General features: G+C 72.1%; 19 protein-coding genes. 8 read left to right on the top strand and 11 right to left on the bottom strand.

What is annotated here, in order from left to right; translation table 11 throughout:
- From ABD844_RS43810 to ABD844_RS43780, 7 genes are all read right to left on the bottom strand, one after another.
- A partial coding sequence (locus ABD844_RS43810) for an ADP-ribosylglycohydrolase family protein (protein WP_344892686.1) occupies positions 1 to 637 on the bottom strand: 637 nt, incomplete at its 3' end.
- 5 nt (positions 638 to 642) lie between these two features.
- Positions 643 to 1,623: an ADP-ribosylglycohydrolase family protein gene (locus tag ABD844_RS43805; protein WP_344892683.1), complete on the bottom strand. Its 981-nt coding sequence runs from the start codon at positions 1,621 to 1,623 to the stop codon at positions 643 to 645.
- Positions 1,620 to 2,930, bottom strand: a complete 1,311-nt coding sequence (locus tag ABD844_RS43800) for an ABC transporter substrate-binding protein (RefSeq protein ID WP_344892680.1) — start codon at positions 2,928 to 2,930, stop codon at positions 1,620 to 1,622. The genes ABD844_RS43805 and ABD844_RS43800 overlap by 4 nt, the downstream gene beginning before the upstream one ends.
- Before the next feature lie 9 nt (positions 2,931 to 2,939).
- Positions 2,940 to 3,758, bottom strand: a complete 819-nt coding sequence (locus ABD844_RS43795) for a carbohydrate ABC transporter permease (RefSeq protein WP_344892677.1) — start codon at positions 3,756 to 3,758, stop codon at positions 2,940 to 2,942.
- Positions 3,755 to 4,669 carry a carbohydrate ABC transporter permease gene (locus ABD844_RS43790; RefSeq protein ID WP_344892674.1) on the bottom strand — a complete coding sequence of 305 codons (915 nt, stop codon included), beginning with the start codon at positions 4,667 to 4,669 and terminating at the stop codon, positions 3,755 to 3,757. The genes ABD844_RS43795 and ABD844_RS43790 overlap by 4 nt, the downstream gene beginning before the upstream one ends.
- The gene (locus ABD844_RS43785; protein WP_344892671.1) at positions 4,666 to 5,742 is read right to left on the bottom strand and encodes a LacI family DNA-binding transcriptional regulator; all 1,077 of its coding nucleotides are present in this window, start codon (positions 5,740 to 5,742) and stop codon (positions 4,666 to 4,668) included. Before ABD844_RS43785 ends, ABD844_RS43790 begins: the two co-directional genes overlap by 4 nt.
- Before the next feature lie 207 nt (positions 5,743 to 5,949).
- Positions 5,950 to 7,263, bottom strand: a complete 1,314-nt coding sequence (locus tag ABD844_RS43780) for an MFS transporter (RefSeq protein WP_344892668.1) — start codon at positions 7,261 to 7,263, stop codon at positions 5,950 to 5,952.
- A 23-nt stretch (positions 7,264 to 7,286) separates the two neighbouring features.
- Here ABD844_RS43780 and ABD844_RS43775 point away from each other — a divergent pair, with 23 nt between their 5' ends.
- From ABD844_RS43775 to mihF, 3 genes are all read left to right on the top strand, one after another.
- Complete coding sequence (locus ABD844_RS43775) at positions 7,287 to 8,549, top strand: ROK family protein (protein WP_344892665.1); 1,263 nt, start codon at positions 7,287 to 7,289, stop codon at positions 8,547 to 8,549.
- A 109-nt stretch (positions 8,550 to 8,658) separates the two neighbouring features.
- Complete coding sequence (locus ABD844_RS43770) at positions 8,659 to 9,063, top strand: GlcG/HbpS family heme-binding protein (protein ID WP_344892662.1); 405 nt, start codon at positions 8,659 to 8,661, stop codon at positions 9,061 to 9,063.
- Between the two features lie 104 nt (positions 9,064 to 9,167).
- Positions 9,168 to 9,473 carry an integration host factor, actinobacterial type gene (gene mihF, locus ABD844_RS43765; RefSeq protein ID WP_344892658.1) on the top strand — a complete coding sequence of 102 codons (306 nt, stop codon included), beginning with the start codon at positions 9,168 to 9,170 and terminating at the stop codon, positions 9,471 to 9,473.
- 138 nt (positions 9,474 to 9,611) lie between these two features.
- Here mihF and ABD844_RS43760 read toward each other — a convergent pair whose 3' ends face one another.
- Positions 9,612 to 10,259, bottom strand: coding sequence for a response regulator (locus ABD844_RS43760; RefSeq protein WP_344892655.1), 648 nt, complete (start codon positions 10,257 to 10,259; stop codon positions 9,612 to 9,614).
- Positions 10,250 to 11,497, bottom strand: a complete 1,248-nt coding sequence (locus ABD844_RS43755; RefSeq protein ID WP_344892652.1) for a sensor histidine kinase — start codon at positions 11,495 to 11,497, stop codon at positions 10,250 to 10,252. The genes ABD844_RS43760 and ABD844_RS43755 overlap by 10 nt, the downstream gene beginning before the upstream one ends.
- Before the next feature lie 222 nt (positions 11,498 to 11,719).
- On the opposite strand from ABD844_RS43755, the gene ABD844_RS43750 reads away from it, so the two are divergent.
- The 4 genes from ABD844_RS43750 to ABD844_RS43735 all read left to right on the top strand — a co-directional run bounded on the left by ABD844_RS43750 (position 11,720) and on the right by ABD844_RS43735 (position 18,779).
- Complete coding sequence (locus ABD844_RS43750; RefSeq protein ID WP_344892649.1) at positions 11,720 to 12,994, top strand: acyltransferase family protein; 1,275 nt, start codon at positions 11,720 to 11,722, stop codon at positions 12,992 to 12,994.
- Positions 12,995 to 13,126: 132 nt separating this feature from the next.
- On the top strand, positions 13,127 to 15,613 hold the full coding sequence (locus ABD844_RS43745; RefSeq protein ID WP_344892646.1) for a beta-L-arabinofuranosidase domain-containing protein: 2,487 nt from the start codon (positions 13,127 to 13,129) through the stop codon (positions 15,611 to 15,613).
- A gap of 46 nt (positions 15,614 to 15,659) precedes the next feature.
- Entirely contained in the window at positions 15,660 to 16,157 is a 498-nt protein-coding gene (locus tag ABD844_RS43740) for a GNAT family N-acetyltransferase (RefSeq protein ID WP_344892644.1), read from the top strand.
- Positions 16,158 to 16,271: 114 nt separating this feature from the next.
- Positions 16,272 to 18,779, top strand: coding sequence for a DEAD/DEAH box helicase (locus tag ABD844_RS43735; RefSeq protein WP_344892695.1), 2,508 nt, complete (start codon positions 16,272 to 16,274; stop codon positions 18,777 to 18,779).
- A gap of 160 nt (positions 18,780 to 18,939) precedes the next feature.
- Here the strand turns inward: ABD844_RS43735 and ABD844_RS43730 are convergent, their stop codons facing one another.
- Complete coding sequence (locus ABD844_RS43730) at positions 18,940 to 19,503, bottom strand: hypothetical protein (RefSeq protein WP_344892641.1); 564 nt, start codon at positions 19,501 to 19,503, stop codon at positions 18,940 to 18,942.
- A 17-nt stretch (positions 19,504 to 19,520) separates the two neighbouring features.
- Here ABD844_RS43730 and ABD844_RS43725 point away from each other — a divergent pair, with 17 nt between their 5' ends.
- Positions 19,521 to 20,015, top strand: a complete 495-nt coding sequence (locus tag ABD844_RS43725; RefSeq protein ID WP_344892638.1) for a DUF2087 domain-containing protein — start codon at positions 19,521 to 19,523, stop codon at positions 20,013 to 20,015.
- Here ABD844_RS43725 and ABD844_RS43720 read toward each other — a convergent pair.
- Positions 20,012 to 20,881, bottom strand: coding sequence for a helix-turn-helix domain-containing protein (locus ABD844_RS43720; RefSeq protein WP_344892635.1), 870 nt, complete (start codon positions 20,879 to 20,881; stop codon positions 20,012 to 20,014). The two genes, ABD844_RS43725 and ABD844_RS43720, sit on opposite strands and share 4 nt — an antisense overlap.
- Positions 20,882 to 20,909: the final 28 nt, after the last annotated feature.

Below are 20,909 nucleotides of genomic sequence, written 5' to 3'. Positions count from 1 at the left end.
CCAGCGCCAGGCGGGCGTTGTGGCCGATGGCGGTGTCGTCGGGCAGGACGGCCAGCGCCGCCTCGGCGGCCCGCCGCACCTCGCCCGTGGCCACCGCCTCCGCCACCGCGGCGGCCATGGCACGGGCGCCCAGCACACCGTCATGGGCGTTCGTCACCTGGGCGTCGGGCGTGGGGTCACGGCCCACGGCCCCGTACGCGACCGCCCTGACGGCGGCGGCGTCGTCGAAGTGGTGCGGGTTGTCGTGCCCCGAGGCGGGCGGCTCGACGCCCCTGGTCAGGTTGTCCAGCGCGGTGGCCACGGAGATGCGCATCCGCACGGGCGGGTCCGCCTCTGTCCTGCGGGCGGCCAGCTCCCCGTACGCCTCGGCCCTCGGCCGGTCGATGGTCAGCGCCGTCCAGGCCAGCCACTCAGCGTCGTCGGACGGGCCCACCCGCAGCGGCGCGACGGGCTGGTTCAGCGCGAACGGCACGGGCAGCGTGGTGACCCGGTGCTCCTCGGCGAAGGCGTCCAGCTCACGGTGCAGCCGCCGGCTCCAGGGCGCGTGCAGCGCGGACCGGTGCCTGGCGGCCGGCCAGCCCGCGGCGTCGCCCACGGCCAGCCCGGCGAAGGCTCCCCTGATTCTGTCCCCCGACATGTGATCTACAGCCTTTCCGCCGGTTTGTCGGTCAGTTCGTCGGCCAGTTCGTCGGCGACGTCCAGCACGTGTCTTCCGGCCACGACGGGCAGGCACTTGCCCGTCACGGGGCCGATCCTGGCGGCCCAGCGGGCGGGTACGCCCCGCTCGCCGCTGCTCGCCCCGGCCACGGCCCCGGCGATGGCGCCGATCGTGTCGGCGTCGCGGCCCAGGCTCACCCCGAACGTCACGGCCGCCTCGACGTCGCCGTCCCCGGCCAGGAAGGCGGCCAGGGCCAGGGCGACGGCCTCGGGGGCGAGGTCGGTCCACGGGTAGTGCCGGACGACGACGGCCTCGTGCAGCGCCTCGACGGGATCCTCGCCGTGCGCCAGCGCCGCTCGGGCGCGTACGACGTCGCGGGCCGTCCACGAGTCGGCGGGGATGACCGACAGCGCGGCCTCCACCACCTCGCCCGGCGCGGCCCCGGCCATCGCCGCCGCCACCGCGCCCGCGATCGCGCGCCCGCCGAGTACGCCCTCGTCAGCACCGCTGACCAGCCCGTCCTGCGCCATCAGCCGGGCCGCCTCGTCCGGGTCGCCCGGGCAGAAGATCCCGTAGGGGGCGGCCCGCATCGCCAGGCCGTCCGACCAGCCGTGCGCGTGCACGAGCCCGGTCAGCGGCGGTTCCAGGCCGCGGCGCAGCGCCTCGATGGTGCCCAGCTCGGAGAAACCCGCTCCGCGCATGGGCCCGGTCACCCTGGGGATGATCTCGGCCCGGTACGCCGCCGCCACGTCGGCCGCGGTCAGCGCGTGCCCGTGCCTGAGGAGCAGGGAGGCCGCGAAGATCGCGTACTCGGTGTCGTCGGTCCCGCCGCCCTCGATCTCGGTGAGCCGCCCCCACCGCCGCCGGATCTCCGACGGCGACAGGTTCTCGGCCGGGGCCCCGAGGGCGTCGCCGGCCGCCAGGCCGAGCAGGCACCCCCGGGCCCTGTCACGCAAGGAAGTCACCGCTGGTACCGCTCCAGCACCTGGTTGCCCTCCTCGACCAGCTTGGCCGCCGCCTCGTCGAGGGTGATCTTGTTGGCGAAGTACTCCTGCAGGACGGGCGTGGCGACCTTGCTCTTCCACTCGTCGAACCCGTTGACCTTCAGGAACGGGGCCACGACCAGGTTCTTCGCCGACGCGGTGGCGACGTCCCAGCCGTTGTCCTTCGTGGTCATCGCCGGGTCGGCGGCGGCCGTCTGGGAGGTCGGCAGCAGCCAGTCGCCCTTGGCGAGCTTGGCCTGGTTGGCGCCGTTCAGGAAGAACGAGATGAACTTCATGGCCTCGGCCGGGTGCTCGCTCTCCTGCGCGACGGACAGCGTCTGCGAGACCGCGCCCTGCTCGGCGCTGGTGCCCTTGGGCGCGGGCAGCGTGACCCACTCGAAGCCGTCGGGGGCCTGCTCGACGACCTGCTGACGCAGGTAGACCCCGGCGGGCAGCAGCGCGAACTTGCCCTGGTAGAAGGCCGGCAGCGGGTCGGCGGTGCCCTGGCCGAGCGCGGCCGGGTCGGCGGACTTGTCCTTGTGGAGCTGGTCGTGGATGCGCTGGAGCACCTCGCGCTCCTCGGGGCCGACCTTGACGGTGGTCTTGCCGCCGGTGGTCTGGAAGAACGTGCCGCCGAAGTTGAGCGCCAGGTTGAGCGTCTTGTTGACCGGCGACTTCATGGCCCAGGCCACGCCGTACGTGCCGTCCTTGGTCATCTTCTTGGCCGCCGCGGAGAACTCGTCCCACGTCCACGGGCTGTCCGTGGTGGGGATGCGCACCCCGGCCTCGTCCAGCAGCTTCTTGTTGGCGATGATGACCTGCGACTCCTGCAGGAACGGCACGCCGTAGACGCCCTGGCCGCCCTTGCCGTCGTCGAAGGTGACGGTGTCCCAGGCGGACTGCGGGATGTCGCCCTTCAGCTCGGCGGGCAGCTTGTCCTTCAGGTCCAGCAGGTAGCCGTCGGCGGCGAAGCCGGACAACGCGGGCGAGTCATTGTGGATGACGTCGGGCGCCGTGCCGCCCGCGAACTGGGTGACGAGCTGGTCGTTGACGTTGTCCCAGCTCCCCTGGACGTAGGTGACCTGGATGAGGGGGTTAGCCTTGTTCCACTCCTCCACGATCTGCTTGTTCGCGGCGACGGACTCCTTCTGCCACGCCAGGCTGAGGAAATCAATCTTGACCGGCTCGTTGGGGGACGACGACGAACCCTCGCCGCCGCCGCCTCCCCCGCCGCACGCGGCGGCGAGGGTGAGCACGGCCGCCACCGCCAGAGCGGACTTGATTCGCATAAGAGCCTCCTAGCCCTTGACGGCGCCGGCCATCAGGCCGGACTTCAGGCGCCGCTGGATGATTGCGAAGAAGATCAGGCTCGGGATCGTCGCCATGAGCGACGCCGCGGCCAGCGGGCCGAGCCTGGCCACCCCCTCAGGGCCGGTGAACCTCACCAGCGTCAGGGGGAGCGTCATGACCTCGGGGTCCTGCAGGATCACGAGCGCGAACATGAACTCGTTCCAGGACGAGATGAACGAGAACAGCAGCGTGGCCACCACGCCGGGCGCGAGCAGCGGGGCCACCACGGTGACGATCGAGCGCAGCCGGCTCGCGCCGTCCGTGGCCGCGGCCTCCTCCAGCTCGGGCGGCACCGCGCGCACGTATCCCTGCAACATCCACAGCGCGAACGGCAGCGTGAACGTGACGTGCACGGCCACCAGCCCCGGCAGCGTGTTCACCAGGTCCAGGTCACGAAGGATCATGAACAGCGGGATGATGATCAGGATGAACGGGAACACCTGGCTGACCAGCACCCACCCGATCGCGACCTTGCTGACCAGGCCGCGGTAACGGGCCATCGCGTAGGCGGCGGGCAGCGAGATCAGCACCGTGATCACGCTCGCGAACACCGCCACGACCAGGCTGCGCAGCGCCGCGCCGACCAGGTCCTGCTCGCCGAACGCGGCGCCGAAGTTGGCCAGCGTGGGCTCGCGCGGGATCCACGTCGGGTCGGTGAGCGCCATCTCCTGCGGCGTCTTCAGCGCCGTGGACAGCAGCCACAGCAGCGGGAACGCCAGGAAGGCGACGTACGCGACCAGGGCGGCGTACTGCGCGACGCGTCTCATTTGGCCTCCCTCATCTGACGCCACAGGTAGAGCCCGAGCACCGCGAGCACGACGACGGCCATCGCCAGGCCGAGCATCGAGGCGTAACCGGCCATCCGGTACCTGAACGCCTCCTCGTAGGCGAACAGCATCGGCAACCGGGTCCGGCCGCCGGGACCGCCCTGGGTGAGCACGTAGACCAGGCCGAACTGGTTGATGTTCCACACGAAGTCGAGCGAGGTGATCGCCACGATTACGGGGCGGAGCTGCGGCAGCGTGATGTTCCAGAAGCGCCGCCAGGTGCCCGCGCCGTCCATCGCGCCCGCCTCGTACAGCTCCTTGGGGACGCTCTGCAGGCCCGCGAGCAGCACCACCGTGGTCTGGGGCATGCCCGTCCAGATGCCGACCACGATGATCGCGGGCAGCGCGAGCGAGAAGTCGGCCAGCCAGTTGATCTGGGTGCCGAGCAGGTCGTTCAGCAGGCCGGCGTCGGGGTGGTAGACGAGCTTCCACATCAGGCCGATCACCACGGGCGGCATCGCCCAAGGCACCACGGACAACACCCTGGCCAGACCCCGGAACCGCAGCTTCTCGTTGAGCAGCAGCGCCAGGCCGAGCGCGGCCAGGAACTGCAGCACGGTCACCGAGACGGCCCAGATCGCGCCGATCTGGAACGAGGACCAGAAATCGTCGTCGCCGAGCAGCCGGGTGAAGTTCTCCAGGCCCACGAAGCTCGTCTCGTGGACGCGGGTGTTGCGGGCGTCGGTGAACGCCAGGCCGATGCCGTACAGCAGCGGGCCGACGCTGAACAGCGCCACCGGCACCAGCGCCGGCAGCATCAGCACCCACATCTCGCGCGTGCGGCGCGAGGCCGCGCGGCGCTGGGCCCGCGGCCTGCGCGGCGGCGCGGGTCTCGTCGCGGTCGCCGTCACGCGCCGCTCCCCTTTCTGTCCGTACGTCCGTCCGTGTCGCCGTGCCCGGGATCGGGCGTGCGGTCGTGTGCGGGGCCGGACGTGGAGGCCCGTACCGCGAGGTGGGGCGGGACGGTGACCCGCCGGGGCTCGCCGCCCTCACCCCGCAGCCGGTCCAGCAGCAGTTCGGCGGCCACCTTGCCGCGTTCGGCGGAGCCCAGGGAGACGCTCGTCAGCGACGGCCAGGAGGCCGCGGCCAGATCGGTGTCGTCCATGCCGACCACCGCCACGTCCTCGGGGACCCGCTTGCCCGCCGCGCGCAGCACGTCGAGGGCGCCGAGCGCGATCAGGTCGTTGGCGCACATCAGCGCGTCCACGCCGGGGACTCTGGCCAGCAGCTCCGCCACCGCCCGCGCGCCCTCGGCGCGGTAGAAGTCGCCGATCTGCACGAGGTCGTCGTCGTAGGGCAGGCCGAGGTCGCCGAGCGCCTCCCGGTAGGCGGCCCCGCGGGCGGCGCCCGGCACGGTGTCGAGCGGGCCGTTGACCATGGCGATGCGGCGGCGGCCGAGCGCGTAGAGGTGGTCGATCGCCAGGCGGACGCCGGTGCCCGAGTCGGCGCGTACGTTGTCCACCCGCGTGCCGTCCGGGACCGAACCGATGATCACGACGGGGGCCCTGGCGGCGGCCAGCAGCTCCAGGTGGGCCTCGGTGACGCGCAGCGGGCTCATGATCAGGCCGTCCACGTACCGTTCGCCCAGGCTGTGCAGCACGTCGATCTCGTCGGCCACGACGGCGTCGGTGGAGTGCAGGACGAGCCGGTAACCGGCGGACTTCAGCACCGGCTGGATCTCGCGGAGCATGGCCAGGTAGGCCGGGTTGCCGACGTCGGCCATGGCGAAGGCGACCTGGTGGGTGCGGCGCGACTTGAGCGACCTGGCCACGGCGTTGCGTACGTAGCCCAGCTCGTCGGCGGCGGCCATCACCTTGCGCACGGTCTCCTGCCTGGTCGGCAGGCCGTTCAGGACGCGCGAGACGGAGGCGATCGAGACGCCGGCGCGTTCGGCGATCGTGTTGATCGTGGGTCCGTCGGCCAAGGTCAGTCCTTCCATCGCCGTGTAAACGTTTACGGCCAGGTTGCCTGTAAACGTTTACGGTGTGGGGACATGAAATCCGGATGTAACTTGCAGGTCAAGTCACGATCGCATAACACCAGGTCAGCGGCCCTCTTCGCAACCCCCAGCCCAAAACCGTGACGGTGCGGCACCGAGGCCCGGCGGGCGCGTTCGCCGGGCCTGAAGGCGTCAGTCGCGGGCGGGCGCGGGCTCGCCGCCCGCCTCCCGCGCGGGGTCCCCGGCTGTGACCGCCCCTGGGACCACCCCTGGCACCGCCCCTGGGACCGCCGCCGGGGCTGCCGCAGGAACGGGAGCCGCGTGCCGGAGCAGGGCGCGGATGGCCGGGGCGCCGGTGAGTGGCACCACGACGGCCAGCACGGCCGGGATGATCAGAGCCACCGGCAGCGACGCCGACTCGGCCACGTATCCCAGCACGGCGGGCCCGATCAGCAGCCCGGAGTAGCCGAACGCGGTCACCATGGCCAGCGCCCTGCCGACCCGGCCACCGGCCGCCCCGACCGCGCTGAAGAGCACCGGCACCACCGTGGCCAGGCCGATCCCGGCCAGCGCCCAGCCCGTCCACGCGCACGCCACGCGCAGCGGCTCGGAGACCGCCGGCGACAGGAGCACCAGGGCGTAGCCGCAGGTGGCGAAGAGGCCGGCGAGCTGGATCGTCCGCGCGGAGCCCAACCGCGCCCTGATCGGGTCGCCCAGCAGCCGCACGGTCGTCATCGCCACCGAGAAGATCGTGTACGCCAGCGGCGCCATGGCAGGATCGGTGAGCAGCACCCACCGGGCGTGCAGCGCGGCCCAGTCGATGGCCGCCCCCTCGCTCAGGTGCCCGGCGAACGCGGCCAGCCCGAGCAGCGCGATCAGCCCCCAGCGCAGGGAGTCGCCCGAGCCGGACGCGGTCTCGGCGGAGCTTTCGTGCACGGGCGCGCCGGGCAGCAGCAGCCGCGCCGCGGGCAGGTACAGGAACGGCACCACGACGGCCGCCACGATCAGCAGCCACTGCGCGTCCAGCTCCGCCTGGAGCGCCAGCGAGGTGACGCCGCCCCCGGTCGCCCCGCCCAGGCTCCACGTGCCGTGGAAGGCCGAGATGATGGGCCGCCCGTAACGCCGCTCGACCTCGACGGAGTGGGCGTTGATGGCGACCTCGGTCACCCCCAGCCCGATTCCGAAGAGCACCGCCAGCACCGCCAGCGCCCCGTACGAGGGCGCGAGCGCGGGCCCGAGCAGCACCAGGCCGGAGAACGGCCCGGCGAACCAGCAGACCCGCCGGCTGGTGAACCGGTCCACCAGCGGCCCGGCCGCCAGCATCGACACCAACGCGCCACCGGAGATCAGCAGCAGGACGCTGCCCAGCCGGCCGGGGCCGAGGTCGAGCCGGTCGTTCAGCGACGGCAGCCCGGCCGCCCACAGTCCCATGACGAACCCGGCAAGGAAGAAGAAGGAGAAGACTCCGATACGAGCGCGCCTGGCATCAATGAGGCTTTTGTTCACGGCTAGAGCATAAACTGTGACCCGTGAACGGTGCTACGACGAGTGGGGAGCTTCGCGCGCACAACCGGGTCAGGCTGCTGCGCGCCGTACACGACTGCGGGGCGACCCGTACCAGGTCGCAGCTCACCCGAGACCTGCGGCTGGCACGGGGGACGGCCTCGGTGCTGGTCGCCGGGCTGGCCGAGGACGGGCTGCTGCACGAGGAGCCGGCCGCCGAGCACACGCGCGGGCGGCCGACGCTGGTGCCGGGGCCGCATCCCGACGGGCCCGTCGCGCTGGCCGCCGACGTCCGGGAGGACGCCTGGGAGCTGGCGGCGTGCGAGCTGGGCGGCCGGGTCACGGTCCTCGCGGTGCGCCCGCACGACGGGACGCCGCAGGACGCGCTCGGGCCGCTGGGCGAGGCCGTCGCCGCACACCGCCGCCGCCTCGGGCACCGGGTGATCGGCATCGGGGTCGCCCTGGCCGGCCCGGTACGCCACCACGGCCTGGTGGACATCGCCCACCTGAACTGGCGCTCGGTCGACGTCCCCGCCCTCCTGGGCCTCCCCGCACCCTCCCAGGCGGAGGGCGGGAGCAGCGCGCCCGGCGTGCCCGTCATCGGCAACGACACCGCGTTCGCAGCACTGGCCGAGGCGCGGCGCGGCCGGCTCCAGGGGGTGCGCGTCGGCCTGCACCTGCACGTGGACTTCGACCCCGGCGGCGTGCTGGTGGTCGACGGCCACCCCGTCGCGGGCGCGAGCGGCATCGGCGCCGAGCTCGGCCACATGCCGCTCGGCGGCGGCGACCGTCCCTGCCTGTGCGGCGCGAGGGGCTGCTGGGCCATGGACGTCGGCGCCAACGCCCTGCTGCGCCACGTCGGCCTCGCCTACGGCGGCGGCAGGGGGCGCGAGCAGGCCGAGCGCGTGCTGGCGACGAGCCAGGAGGCGGTCAGGGCCAACGCCGAGGCGCTGGGGCGCGGCATCGCCGCCCTCGTCAACGCCCACGACCCCGAGGTGGTCACGCTGTCCGGACACGGCGTGGAGCTGCGCGAGCGGGCCGGAGCCGCCCTCCTGGCGGCCTGCGAGCCGCTCCTCATGACGATCCGGCGCGACCGGCCGCCCAGGATCGAGGGTTCGGCGCTCGGCTGGCGCGGCTCGCTCTTGGGCGCGATGGAGTCGGTCTTCGACGCTTTCCTCACGACCGGGGGTCTTGAACTCTGGCGCAAAGACCACCCTGACCAGGGTCGCGACACGCCCGACCGGCAAAGTGTGACGCATTCCACCCTGGGCGGGGAAAGGCCGCTATAAGCCCTCCGCTTAGAGGTCACATCGGCGATCTTGCCGTGCCCGGCGAGAGCGCTGTACGCATGGAAGCGTCCAAGGCGCGTGAACCATCATGATCCGAGGGAAGGGCCGCGTGAATCTCGAACTCGCGCTCCGCATGACGGAGGCGGCCATGAAGCAGGCGTTCCGCGAGGGCGCGGCGATCTCCGTCGCGGTCGTCGACGAGGGCGGAAATTTGGTGTCTTTCCAGCGTATGGAGGGTGCGGAGGTCTCGGGGCCGACGCTCGCGCCGGGTAAGGCGTACACGTCCGTGGCCCTGCGCAGGCCCACCTCCGAGCTGCCCGCGCTGACCGGTCCGGGTGGGGAGCTGGCGGGCCTGGCGGGGTCCGGTTTCGTATGTTTCGGTGGCGGAATTCCGCTCTGGTCGGGTTATGGCGGCGCAGCGTACGTGGCGGGCGGCATCGGCGTCAGCGGGGGCACGGTCACACAGGACGTGGCCTGCGCGGAAGCGGCCGCCTCGGTGTGGGCCAGCCGCTGAGCGGGCGCTTTCCGCAACACGAACCGCTGGTATCCGCCATGATTAGCCACTGCACCACGGGTCACACGACCCGAACGTAAGAACTCCCCGAGGAGAGAACTGAGATGGCACTTCCCACTCTCACCCCCGAGCAGCGTCAAGCCGCTCTGGCCAAGGCCGCCGAGGCCCGTGCCGCGCGCACGGCTCTGCTGTCGAAGGTCAAGGCGGGCGAGCTGACGTTCGCTCAGCTGCTGGAGCGCGACGACGACATCGCGAAGAAGATCAAGGTCTCCCAGGCGCTGCGCGCCGTCAAGGGCGTGGGCCCGGCCAAGGCCACCGCGCTGATGGAGGAGGCGGGCGTCGACGAGAAGCGCCGTCTCGGCGGCCTGGGCGCCCAGCAGCGCAAGAAGCTGGTCGACGCGCTCGGCTGACCTCCGAGCCGCCAGGTCCGCGCGCGACGTCGCGCGGACCGGCCGGCCACCCCTCACCGGCCAGGAGTGACCGCCGAGCGGAGCCGCCCCGCTCGACGGCGGGCAGGGCCGAGGGACGGGTGACGGCGGGACGAGTGGTCAGGAACGCAGGTAGGTCAGCACGGCGAGCACCCGGCGATGCTGGTCGCTGTCCTCCGCGTAGAGGCCGAGCTTGTTGAAGATGCTCCTGATGTGCTTCTCCACGGCACCGTCACTGATCACGAGCTGGCGCCCGATGGCCGGGTTGGACTTCCCCTCGGCCATCAGCCCGAGCACCTCCCGCTCGCGGGGCGTGAGTTGCGCCAGCGGGTCGTCCTTACGCCTGCGGACCATCAACTGGGACACCACCTGCGGATCGAACACCGTGCCGCCCGCGGCCACGCGCCGCAGGCCCTCCAGAAACTCGTCCACGTCGACGACCCGGTCCTTCAGCAGGTAGCCCACCGCGCCACGGGCGTCGGCGAGCAGGTCGTCGGCGTAGGAGACCTCGACGTACTGCGAGAGGATCAGCACGGGCGCGCCGGGCACGCGCCGCCGCGCCGCCACCGCCGCCCGGAGCCCCTCGTCGGTGAACGACGGCGGCATGCGCACGTCGACCACCGACACGTCGGGCCTGTGCTCGGCGATCGCCTCGACGAGGGCGTCGCCGTCGCCGACGGTCGCCACCACCTCGCAGCCGAACTCCTCGAGCAATCTGACCAGGCCCTCCCTGATCAGCACCGCATCATCGGCCACGACTACCCGCACGGCACCTCCGCCACGATCACTGTGGGCCCGCCGACGGGCGACTGCACGGTCAGCTCCCCGTCGACGGCGCGGAGCCGATCGGCCAGCCCGGCCAGCCCATGTCCCTTGGCGACGTGCGCGCCGCCGACCCCATCATCCCCGATCGTGAGCATGAGGACGTCACCGAGGCGGACGAGCTGGACCGTGCAGACGGTGGCCCGGCTGTGCTTGGCCACGTTGGTGAGGGTCTCGGCGCAGACGAAGTAGATCGCGTTCTCCACGGCCGCCTGGTAGCGCTCGACGGTCTGCACGTCCAGGTCGACGGGTATGGTGCAGCGCCCGGCCAGCGCGGCCAGGGCGGGCGCGAGGCCGCGGTCGGACAGGATGGGCGGGGCGATGCCGCGCGAGAGCGCGCGCAGCTCGTCGAGCGTCTCGCGGGTGGCGGTGATGGCCGACTTGATGGTGGCCTCGGCCGCGTCGGGGTCCTTGTTCATCTGCCGCTGTGCCCTCGACAGCTCCATGGCCAGCGAGACCAGCCGCTGCTGGGGCCCGTCGTGGATGTCGCGCTCCAGCTTGCGCAGCGCGTTGGCCTCGGCGGAGACGGCGGCGGCGCGGCCCTCCGCCAGGTCCTCGATCCGCTCCTGCAGCTCGGCCACGCCGGTCAGCAGCGCCCGGCCCAGCCCGGCCCGTACGAGCGCGGCCCCGCGTATCGCGAACGGCATGATCAGCAGGAAGACCAGGCCCAGCCCGACGTAGAAGAGCGCGTTGCCCCCGTAACCGATGTCGAAGCCGAGCAGCTCGGGCAGCTCCTGGTTGCCCGGGATGCGCGAGGTGAAGAAGCCGTAGATCGGCCAGGTCAGGCCGGCCAGGGGGATCGCCCAGAACACGACGGTGAGCACGAAGGCGATGATCGCGAACGGCAGGTTCAGGACGCCGTGCAGCAGGTCGAGCCAAGACTGCCCGCTCGTCATCGGGTTGACGATCCGGCGGAAGCGACCCGCGCCGGGCGGCACCGGCTTGTAGCGGGGCCGTACGGGGGGCCGCCGCAGCACGTCGGACAACCAGCCGCGCTCCGCGTCGGCGAAGCCGCGCGCGATGAGCAGCGTGCCCGCCAGCAGCGGCACCCCGATCCACAGAACCGCGGTGCCCAGACCGGCGACGAAGCCCACGAGCATAAGCGCGAAGCCGATGATGGTGGTCGGGAAGCCGACCAGCGTGTAGCGGGTGTCGAGAAGGACACGCCTCGTCAGGGAGCGCATGGGCTCAACGGTATGACGTCGCCGCGCCCGGTACGAGCAGGTGTTCCGGTGTGCGGGGGTAGGGCTGGCCCTACCGGAGCCGGTGGTGGGATCTTGACCACAGGACGGCGGCTCGCGGCAATGTGCGAACGGGCTCCGGGCGGAAGCCTTGAAGGCATCAGCTCTTCCCCGCGAATCCCCGCGAATCCCCGCGAGGCTCCTTCCCGCGAATCGAGGCCCGCCATGACCGCCCTGCTGGACCGCCCCGTCCCCGCAGCCGCCGTTCCGCGCAGGACGGCGGGCGCGCGCCCGGCGGTCCGTGACCCGTTCATCGACCTGCTGCGCGTGCTCGGCATGGCACTCATCGTCTTCCAGCACTGGACGATCCCGGTCCTCGACTACGACGGCGTCCGGCTGACCACGGGCAACGCGCTGTCCACGCCGGGCGTGTGGGTGGTGACGTGGCTCAGCCAGGTGATGCCGCTGGTGTTCTTCGCGGGCGGCGCGGCCAACGCGATCAGCTTCGGCCGCTCGGCCAAGGGCGCGCCCGCCTGGCTGGCGGTGCGGCTGCGCCGGCTGGCCTGGCCGCTGCTGCCGCTGGCGGCGGTGTGGATCCCGCTGCCGCACGTCCTGCTGTCGCTGGGGGTGCCGCAGCAGCCGCTGGAGGTGGGCGCGAAGCTGACCGGGCAGCTCCTGTGGTTCCTGGCCGTGTACCTGATCGCCGTCCTGGCCACCCCGTACGCCATGCGCCTGCACGCCCGGTACGGCGTACGCGTCCCGATGGCGCTGGCGGCCGGGGCGGTGCTGACGGACGTGGCCCGCTTCTCGACCGGGTTCGAGGCCGTGGGCTATCTGAACGTGGTGTTCGTCTGGATGGCCGTCCACCAGCTCGGCTTCTTCTACGCCGAGGGACGGCTGCGGCGGCCGTGGCTGCTCGCGGCCGGCGGGTTCGGGGCGGCGGCGCTGCTGGTGGCCCTGGGGCCGTACCCGGGCAGCATGATCGGCCTGCCCGGCGCCGAGGTGTCCAACATGGCCCCGCCCACGCTGGCCATGCTCGCCGTCGGTCTCGGACAGGTCGGGCTGGCCGGGTGGCTGCGCCCGGCGCTGGTGCGGCTGCCGGTGACCCGCCTGCTGGACTGGGCCGGGCCGCGGATCATGACGATGTACCTGTGGCACATGCCGGCCCTGTTCGCGGTGACCGGGGTGGTGGTGGTCCTGCTGGGCGTGGACACGCCGCGGCCGGGCAGCGTCCTGTGGTTCGCCGGGTGGCCGATCTGGTTCGGGCTGCTGTGCCTGGTCATGTGGCCGCTGCTGAAGGGGTTCGCCAGGTTCGAGACGCCGCCGGCGCTGCCGTACGGGCCGGCGAACTGGCGCGGCATGCTCGTGGCGGCCGGGCTGGTCGGCGGCGGCGTGCTGACGCTGACGGTCGGCGGCTTCGTGCCCGGCGCCGGGCCGTTCCTGGCGGTGCTCGCGCTGCTCGGCGGACTGCTGATGACGGCTCCGCGAGCGCGCACCTGACGATCGATTACGAACATAGTCGGTCACTCTCTCCGGCACATTCTGACTGAATCAGATCGATTCAGTCTTGACTAGATCGTTTCTGTGAGATTTCCTGCCGTCGAGCGATACAGCGAGGCGCGGGAGGTTCACATGGAACACGAGGCATCGATCGGGCGGCGCAGGTTCCTCGTCGCGGGCGGGGTCACGGCGGCGGCGGTGGCGGCCGGCGGGCCCGCCCAGGCGGAGGCGGCCGGTGACGGCACCAGGGTGCGGTTCGTCGAACGGCCCGCGGCGGCCACCGCCGGCGGCCTCTACACGCCCAACCGCGCGCCCCTCTCCCCCACCCCGTTCCTCAAGCTCCCGCCCGGCGCCGTGCGGCCCCGCGGCTGGCTGGCGCACCAGCTCCGGTTACAGCTCGACGGCCTGTGCGGGCGCTACGACCAGATCTCCGGCTTCCTGGCCTACGACACCTGCGGCTGGGTGCGCCCGGACCAGAACGCCTGGGAGGAGCTGCCGTACTGGCTGCGCGGCTACGGCGACCTCGCGTACGTGACCGGCGACGCCGCCGCCCTGGCCAAGACCGAGCGCTGGCTGACCGGCATCGTCGCCACCCAGCAGCCGGACGGCTGGTTCGGCCCGGCGCGGCTGCGCACCTCGCTGGAGGGCGGCCCCGACTTCTGGCCGGGCATGCCGCTGCTGTCGGCGTTCCGCTCCTGGCACGAGTACGCGGGCGACGACCGCGTGCTGTCCTTCATGACGGGATACTTCCGGCTCCAGGCAGCGCAGCCCGCGGAGGTGTTCAACCGGAGCTGGGGCGCCTTCCGCTGGGGCGACAACATCGACAGCGTCTACTGGCTCTACAACCGCACCGGCGAGGGCTGGCTGCTCGACCTGGTGCGCAAGATGCACTCCGGTTCGGCCGACTACGTCAGCGGCCTGCCGACGCGGCACAACGTCAACATCGCGCAGGGCTTCCGCGAGCCGCTCCAGTACGGCCTGCTCGACGGCGACCCCGCCCTCGCGCGGGCCACGTACCGGAACTACGACACCGTCATGGGACAGTTCGGGCAGTTCCCCGGAGGCGGGTTCGCCGGCGACGAGAACACCAGGGACGGCTTCGACGACCCCCGCCAGGGCTTCGAGACCTGCGGAATCGTGGAGTTCATGCACAGCTTCGAGATGCTGACCCGCTTCACGGGCGACCCGGTGTGGGCCGACCGGTGCGAGGAGCTGGCGATCAACTCGATGCCGGCCGCGTTCGACCCCGAGCAGAGGTCGGTCCACTACATCACCAGCGCCAACAGCGTCAGGCTCGACCGCACGGCCAAGCTCTACGGGCAGTTCCAGAACGGGTTCGGCATGGAGGCGTACCTGCCGGGCGTGCACAACTACCGCTGCTGCCCGCACAACTACGGCATGGGCTGGCCGTACTACGCCGAGGAGCTGTGGCTCGCCACCCACGACCGCGGGCTGGCCGCCTCGATGTACGCCGACTCCACGGTCACCGCGCGCGTCGCCGGAGGCCGGGAGGTGACCGTCGACCAGCGCACGGACTACCCGTTCGAGGAGACGGTCCGGCTGACGGTCGCCACCGCCGAGCCCGTCGCCTTCCCCCTCTACCTGCGGATCCCGGGCTGGTGCCGGAGCCCGAGGCTGCGGGTGGCCGGGCGCTCCCATCCGGTCTCCGGGCGCGGCCCCGGCTACGTGGTGGTGGAGCGCACCTGGCGCGACGGCGACCGGGTGGAGCTGACGCTGCCGATGCGCACGTCCGTACGGACCTGGGCGCGCAACCACGACTCGGTCTCGGTGGACCACGGACCGCTGACGTTCTCCCTGGCCATCGGCGAGAGCTGGCGGCGCACCGGCGGCACCCCCGACTGGCCCGAGTACGAGGTCTTCCCCGAGACCCCCTGGAACTACGCCCTCGACCGCCCGCAGCCCGGCCACCTGCGCCTGGAGCGGCGGCGCGGCCCTCTGCCCGCCAACCCCTTCACGCCCCAGACCGCCCCGCTGGAGCTGCGCGCCAGGGCCAGGAAGATCGACAACTGGCAGGCCGACCCGCAGGGCGTGGTGCGCGAGCTGCAGGACAGCCCGGCCCGCACAGACGGCCCCGTCGAGGAGGTCCGGCTCATCCCCATGGGCGCCGCGCGGCTGCGCATCACCTCGTTCCCGGTCGCCGGCCGCGGTCAGGACGCCCACGAGTGGACGCTGCCCGCGTTCGAGGCGTCCGCCTCGCACGCCGAGGGCTCCATGCTCGCCCTGTACGACGGCAGGTGGCCCAGCAGCTCGGCCGACCACGACATCCCCCGCTTCACCTGGTGGGACCACCTGGGCACCGAGGAGTGGGTGCAGTACGCGTACCGCGAGCCCAGGCGCGTCGAGGGCTGCGCGGTCTACTGGTTCGACGACACCGGCATCGGCCGCTGCCGGGTGCCCGCCTCCTGGGAGCTGCACTGGCTCGACGGCGACCAGTGGCGGCCGGTCGGCTCGCCCTCCGGCTACGGCGTGGCCCTCGACACGGTCAACCGCGTCACCTTCGACCCCGTCACCACCCGCGGCCTCAGGATCGTCGCGAAGCTGCGTAACGGTTTCTCCGCCGGAATCCTGGAGTGGGAGGTGCCTGCCGCGACGCCGTGAGGAGTCGGAAACACGCACGTCATCCGCCGTTGGGGAAAATGACCTCATGACGCGTGTCCGTGCCCTCGCCGAGACCGACCTGCCCGCCGTCGCCGACGTCTACGCCCACTACGTGACCACCAGCGTGGCCACGTTCGACGAGACGCCGCCGGCGCTGGGCGAGTGGCGGGCCAAGGCGGAGGGCATCACGGGGGCCGGGCTGCCGTTCCTGGTGGCCGAGGCCGACGGCGAGGTGGCCGGATACGCCTACCTCTCCCCCTACCGCCCCAAAGCCGCCTACCGCCACACCTTTGAGGACAGCATCTACCTGCACCCCGGCCACACCGGCCGAGGGCTGGGCCGGCTGCTGCTCGGCGAACTGGTCGCCAGGGCGCGCGAGACCCCCGCCCGTCAGCTCGTCGCGGTGATCGCCGACTCGGGCGACCCGGCCTCGGCCCGGCTGCACGCGGCGTACGGGTTCGAGGAGGCGGGGCGGCTGAGGGCGGTCGGGTTCAAGCACGGCCGCTGGATCGACACCCTCCTGCTCCAGCTCGATCTCCGCTGACCCGCTCCCCGCCCTCGGGGATGGCCGCCTTTCGCCGCGGATGCGCGTGGAAACCGGGGCCTGGGGCGCCGAGTTCGTCCCGCCCGGTTCGACCATGCGGCAATCTTCGGCAGGATAGATGTCGTGAGCCTTCTCGTTGACCGCCTGCCCGAAGAGATCGACGCCGATCCCGACGCCATCTTCGACGCGTTCGTCGCCTGGAACGCCGATCGGGGGCTCACGCTCTATCCCGCCCAGGAGGAGGCCCTCATCGAGGTGGTCTCAGGCAACAACCTGATCCTCGCCACGCCGACCGGGTCGGGCAAGTCGCTGGTGGCCGCGGGCGCCCACTTCACCGCGCTGACGCGCGACCTGCGCACGTTCTACACCGCGCCGATCAAGGCGCTGGTGTCGGAGAAGTTCTTCGACCTGTGCGCCGTCTTCGGCACCGAGAACGTCGGCATGATGACCGGCGACGCCAGCGTCAACCCGGGCGCGCCGATCATCTGCTGCACGGCCGAGATCCTGGCCAACGTGGCGCTGCGCGACGGCGCGGCGGCCGACATCGGCCAGGTCGTCATGGACGAGTTCCACTTCTACGCCGAGCCCGACCGCGGCTGGGCCTGGCAGGTGCCGCTGCTCGAGCTGCCCAACGTGCAGTTCATCCTGATGTCGGCCACGCTCGGCGACGTGTCGATGTTCGAGCGCGACCTGACCAGGCGCACCGGGCGGCAGACCGCCGTGGTCAAGCACGCCGAGCGGCCGGTGCCGCTGATCTACTCCTACCGGATGACGCCGCTGCACGAGACGCTGGAGGAGATGCTCTCCACCGGCCAGGCCCCGGTCTACGTCGTGCACTTCACGCAGGCCGCGGCGATGGAGCGGGCCCAGGCGCTGATGTCGATCAACATGGCGACCAAGGCCGAGAAGGAGGCCATCACCGCCATGATCGGCGGCTTCCGCTTCACCACCCGGTTCGGCCGGGCGCTGTCGCGGCTGGTTCGCCACGGCATCGGCGTGCACCACGCCGGCATGCTGCCGAAATACCGGCGGCTGGTCGAGCGGCTGGCCCAGGCCGGGCTGCTGAAGGTCATCTGCGGCACCGACACGCTGGGCGTCGGCGTCAACGTGCCGATCCGCACGGTGCTGTTCACCGCCCTGTCCAAGTACGACGGCAACAAGGTGCGCCGGCTGCGGGCCCGCGAGTTCCACCAGATCGCCGGCCGGGCGGGCCGCGCGGGCTTCGACACCATCGGCTACGTCGCCTGCCAGGCCCCCGAGCACGACATCGAGAACGCCAAGGCGCTGGCCAAGATCGGCGACGACCCCAAGCGGCGGCGCGGCTACGCCCGCAAGAAGCCGCCGGAGGGGTTCGTGGGCTGGAGCGAGGACACGTTCCAGAAGCTCCAGGAGGCCGAGCCCGAGCCGCTCAACTCGCGCTTCAAGGTCAGCAACGCCATGCTGCTCGCGGTGATCAACCGGCCGGGCGACTGCTTCCAGGCGATGAAGCACCTGCTGACCGACAACCACGAAGACCGCAAGTGGCAGCGGCGGCACATCAGCCAGGCCATCGCGATCTACCGCTCGCTGCTGGCCGGGGGCATCGTGGAGCAGTTCGCCGAGCCCGACGAGCAGGGCCGGCGGGCCCGGCTGACGATCGACCTTCAGGAGGACTTCGCGCTCAACCAGGCGCTGTCGACGTTCGCGCTGGCCGCGTTCGACCTGCTCGACCGCGAGTCGCCGGCCTACGCCCTCGACCTGGTCTCGATCGTCGAGTCCATCCTCGACGACCCGCGCCAGATCCTGTCCGCCCAGCTCAAGAAGGCCAAGGGCGAGGCCGTGGCGCAGATGAAGGCCGACGGCGTCGAGTACGAAGAGCGCATGGAGCAGCTCGCCGAGGTGATGTACCCGATGCCGCTCGACGACCTGCTGCTCGGCGCCTACGAGACCTACCGGCGGGGCCACCCGTGGGTGGGCGACTACACGGTGAGCCCGAAGTCCGTGGTGCGCGACATGTTCGAGCGGGCCATGACCTTCGGCGAGTACATCCAGTTCTACGAGCTGGCCCGGTCGGAGGGCACGGTGCTGCGCTACCTGGCCGACGCCTACCGCACGTTGTCGCGTACGGTGCCCGAGCACCTCAAGACCGACGACCTGGTCGACCTCATCGAGTGGCTGGGCGAGCTGGTCCGCCAGGTCGACTCCTCGCTGATCGACGAGTGGGAGAAGCTCACCAACCCGGCGGCGGCGCTGGAGGAGCAGCAGCAGCTCGAGGCCAAGGTACGGCCGGTCACGGCCAACCCGCGGGCCTTCCGGGTGTTGGTGCGCAACGCCATGTTCCGGCTGGTCGAGCTGTGCGCGCTGGAGAAGGAGGAGGAGCTGGAGGAGCTGGCTCCCGACGTCGACTGGGGTGCGGCGCTCGACGCGTACTACGAGGAGCACGAGGAGATCTTCACCGACGCCGACGCCCGCGGGCCCGCGCTGCTGCGCATCGAGGAGGAGAGCGGGCTGTGGAAGGTGCGCCAGACGGTCAAGGATCCGGCCGGTGACGGCGACTGGGGCATCGACGCCCAGGTCGACCTGGCCACCTCCGACGAGGAGGGCCGCGCGGTCCTGCACGTGCAGGGGCTCAACCGGCTGTAGTTGGGAGCGCGGCCCTGGGCCGGGAGCGGGGAGAACGACAAGCCGTGTGCCGGAACGGACTGGCAAGGGCGTCCCGGCACAGGGCTGTCAACCCATTCTGGTCCACGGAACGTCGGGGTCGTGTCATGACAATGTCCCAAGATCGAGACATTCCCCGCCTTCAGCAATCGGCGATGGTGCAGATCTTGCCGAGCATGCGGGTGGCGTCCTTGGTCTGCCGCTGGAAGTCGGCCTTGGCGGGCGGGCCCCATTCGCCGGCCACGGTGTAGAGGATCAGGGCGTTCGCGCGGCGGGTCACGACGGCGCGCTCGCCGCCGACGGCCGGCTTCCCGCCACGGTACGTCTGCCCGGTGACCGACAGGCCCCGGTCGCCCAGGCCGGTTGCGCGGGCGGAGAAGCGGTAGCCGGAGGTGCCGCACGCGCGTACGGCGGCCTCCAGGTCGCGCAGGGCCCTGCCCGCCGCCGCTGCCGAGGAGTAGAGCACGACCTGCTCCGCCTTGAGGTAGTCGGGCAGCGCGGTGTGGATGATCGTCCTGGCCTGCGTGCGCCCCGCCTGGCCGAGCCGGGCCCGCTGGCACGGGTTGACGACCAGCCGGGCCGTCGTCTTGCCGCTGACCGACCAGCTCGTCTCCGGGTTGTCGTCCTTCTTCGCGGCGGCCTTCTCGTACAGGAGGAAGGTGTCGGGGATGGCGACCGTGGCCGCCAGCATTAATGCCGTTATCATGCGACACCATGGTACGGGTGAACGACGAAGAGATCCGGCGCGTCCTCGGCCTCCTCTACCAGGACGACACGCTGACCACCTTTGCCTCCCTCGTGCTCGGCCACAGCGGCGACCTGTCCCCCAAGGCGCTGCGGAAGCTGGCCGGCGGCGGCCTGGCCGCCTGTGACGAGAGCGGCGCCTGGCGGGCGACGCCCGAGCGCTTCCGCGAGTTGCTGCGGGCACAGGCCGAGCCCGCCGAGCCGCTGAGCCCCGACGAGCGGGTGCTGCGGACGTTCCTGGTCGACGGGCGGCTGACGACCACGGTCATGCGGCGCGACAAGCGGCTGGTCGTGCTGCGCCACATCGCCGCGGTCTTCGAGCCCGGCGTGCGTTACCCGGAGAAGGACGTGAACGTGGCCCTGCGGGCGTTCCACGACGACTACGCCGCGCTGCGCCGCTACCTGATCGACGAAGGGCTCCTGTCCAGGGAGGACAACGTCTACTGGCGCAGCGGCGGCCACGTCGAGGTCTAGCGCAGGCGGGCGCGGTAGTCGCGGGGCGGCAGGCCGTACTCCTTCCTGAAGGCCCTGCTGAAGTGGAACGGGCTGACGAAGCCCGAGGCCGCCGCCACGTGGCCCACGTCCATGTCGGTGACCTCCAGCAGGCTCGCGGCGTGGCGTACGCGGGCCCAGCGCACCGCCTGCATGGGCGTCTGGCCGGTCTCCTCGGCGAACAGGTGCGCGAACCGGGAGGGCGAGAGCGCCACCGCCCGCGCCAGCGAGGCAACCGAGTGCGGGGCGCCCGGCTCGGCCGCGATGAGCGCCAGCGCGCGGCGTACGCGCTCGTCCCCCTCCTCGCCCGGCTCGGCGGGCCGCGCGGCGGCGGTGGCCAGCACCAGCACCTCCTCCACCGCCCCCTCGACCAGCTCCCGGGCGGCCCCGCCGACCGCCACGGCCGGGACCCGCGTCTCGGCGGGGACGAGGTTGTCCGGCGTCCAGCGCGCGTCCCGCCGCGCCCGCCGGAACGCCAGGTCGATGCGCTCGTGCACGGCCCCGGGCACGCCCGCCACCAGGTGGGCCCGGCCCTCCCTGGCATACGGCGCCAGCCAGGCCGCCCAGGAGGCGCGCGGCTGGAAGTGCACCCACCAGAACCGCCACCGCCCGGCCCCCGGCAGCACCCGGTAGTGCTGCGGCACCCCCGACCCCAGCACGGCCAGGTCCCCCGCCCGCACCTCGAACGACGCCCCGCCCTGCGCCACGAACCCCGCCCCCGCCTCGGTCCACAGCAGCAACCAGCTCGGCGAGCCCGCTGCCCGGCGCGTGGCGTAGCCCGGCAGTTGGTCGTAGTGGCCCACGATCATCAGCTCGGCAGCAGGAACAGACAGGTCTTCAGCGGTCACAGGCATACCGTCGCACGATCCGGCCGCC

Source organism: Nonomuraea antimicrobica (assembly GCF_039536965.1).
Lineage (GTDB): Bacteria > Actinomycetota > Actinomycetes > Streptosporangiales > Streptosporangiaceae > Nonomuraea > Nonomuraea antimicrobica.
The sequence above is the reverse complement of the archived record's forward strand: the minus strand, read 5'-3'. Positions and strand labels throughout refer to the sequence as shown.

Coding starts and splice junctions, on each gene's coding strand:
- ABD844_RS43750 (WP_344892649.1), top strand. CDS start 11,720: ATGACCGCCCTGCTGGACCGCCCCGTCCCCGCAGCCGCCGTTCCGCGC.
- ABD844_RS43740 (WP_344892644.1), top strand. CDS start 15,660: ATGACGCGTGTCCGTGCCCTCGCCGAGACCGACCTGCCCGCCGTCGCC.
- mihF (WP_344892658.1), top strand. CDS start 9,168: ATGGCACTTCCCACTCTCACCCCCGAGCAGCGTCAAGCCGCTCTGGCC.
- ABD844_RS43745 (WP_344892646.1), top strand. CDS start 13,127: ATGGAACACGAGGCATCGATCGGGCGGCGCAGGTTCCTCGTCGCGGGC.
- ABD844_RS43795 (WP_344892677.1), bottom strand. CDS start 3,758: ATGAGACGCGTCGCGCAGTACGCCGCCCTGGTCGCGTACGTCGCCTTC.
- ABD844_RS43755 (WP_344892652.1), bottom strand. CDS start 11,497: ATGCGCTCCCTGACGAGGCGTGTCCTTCTCGACACCCGCTACACGCTG.
- ABD844_RS43800 (WP_344892680.1), bottom strand. CDS start 2,930: ATGCGAATCAAGTCCGCTCTGGCGGTGGCGGCCGTGCTCACCCTCGCC.
- ABD844_RS43730 (WP_344892641.1), bottom strand. CDS start 19,503: ATGATAACGGCATTAATGCTGGCGGCCACGGTCGCCATCCCCGACACC.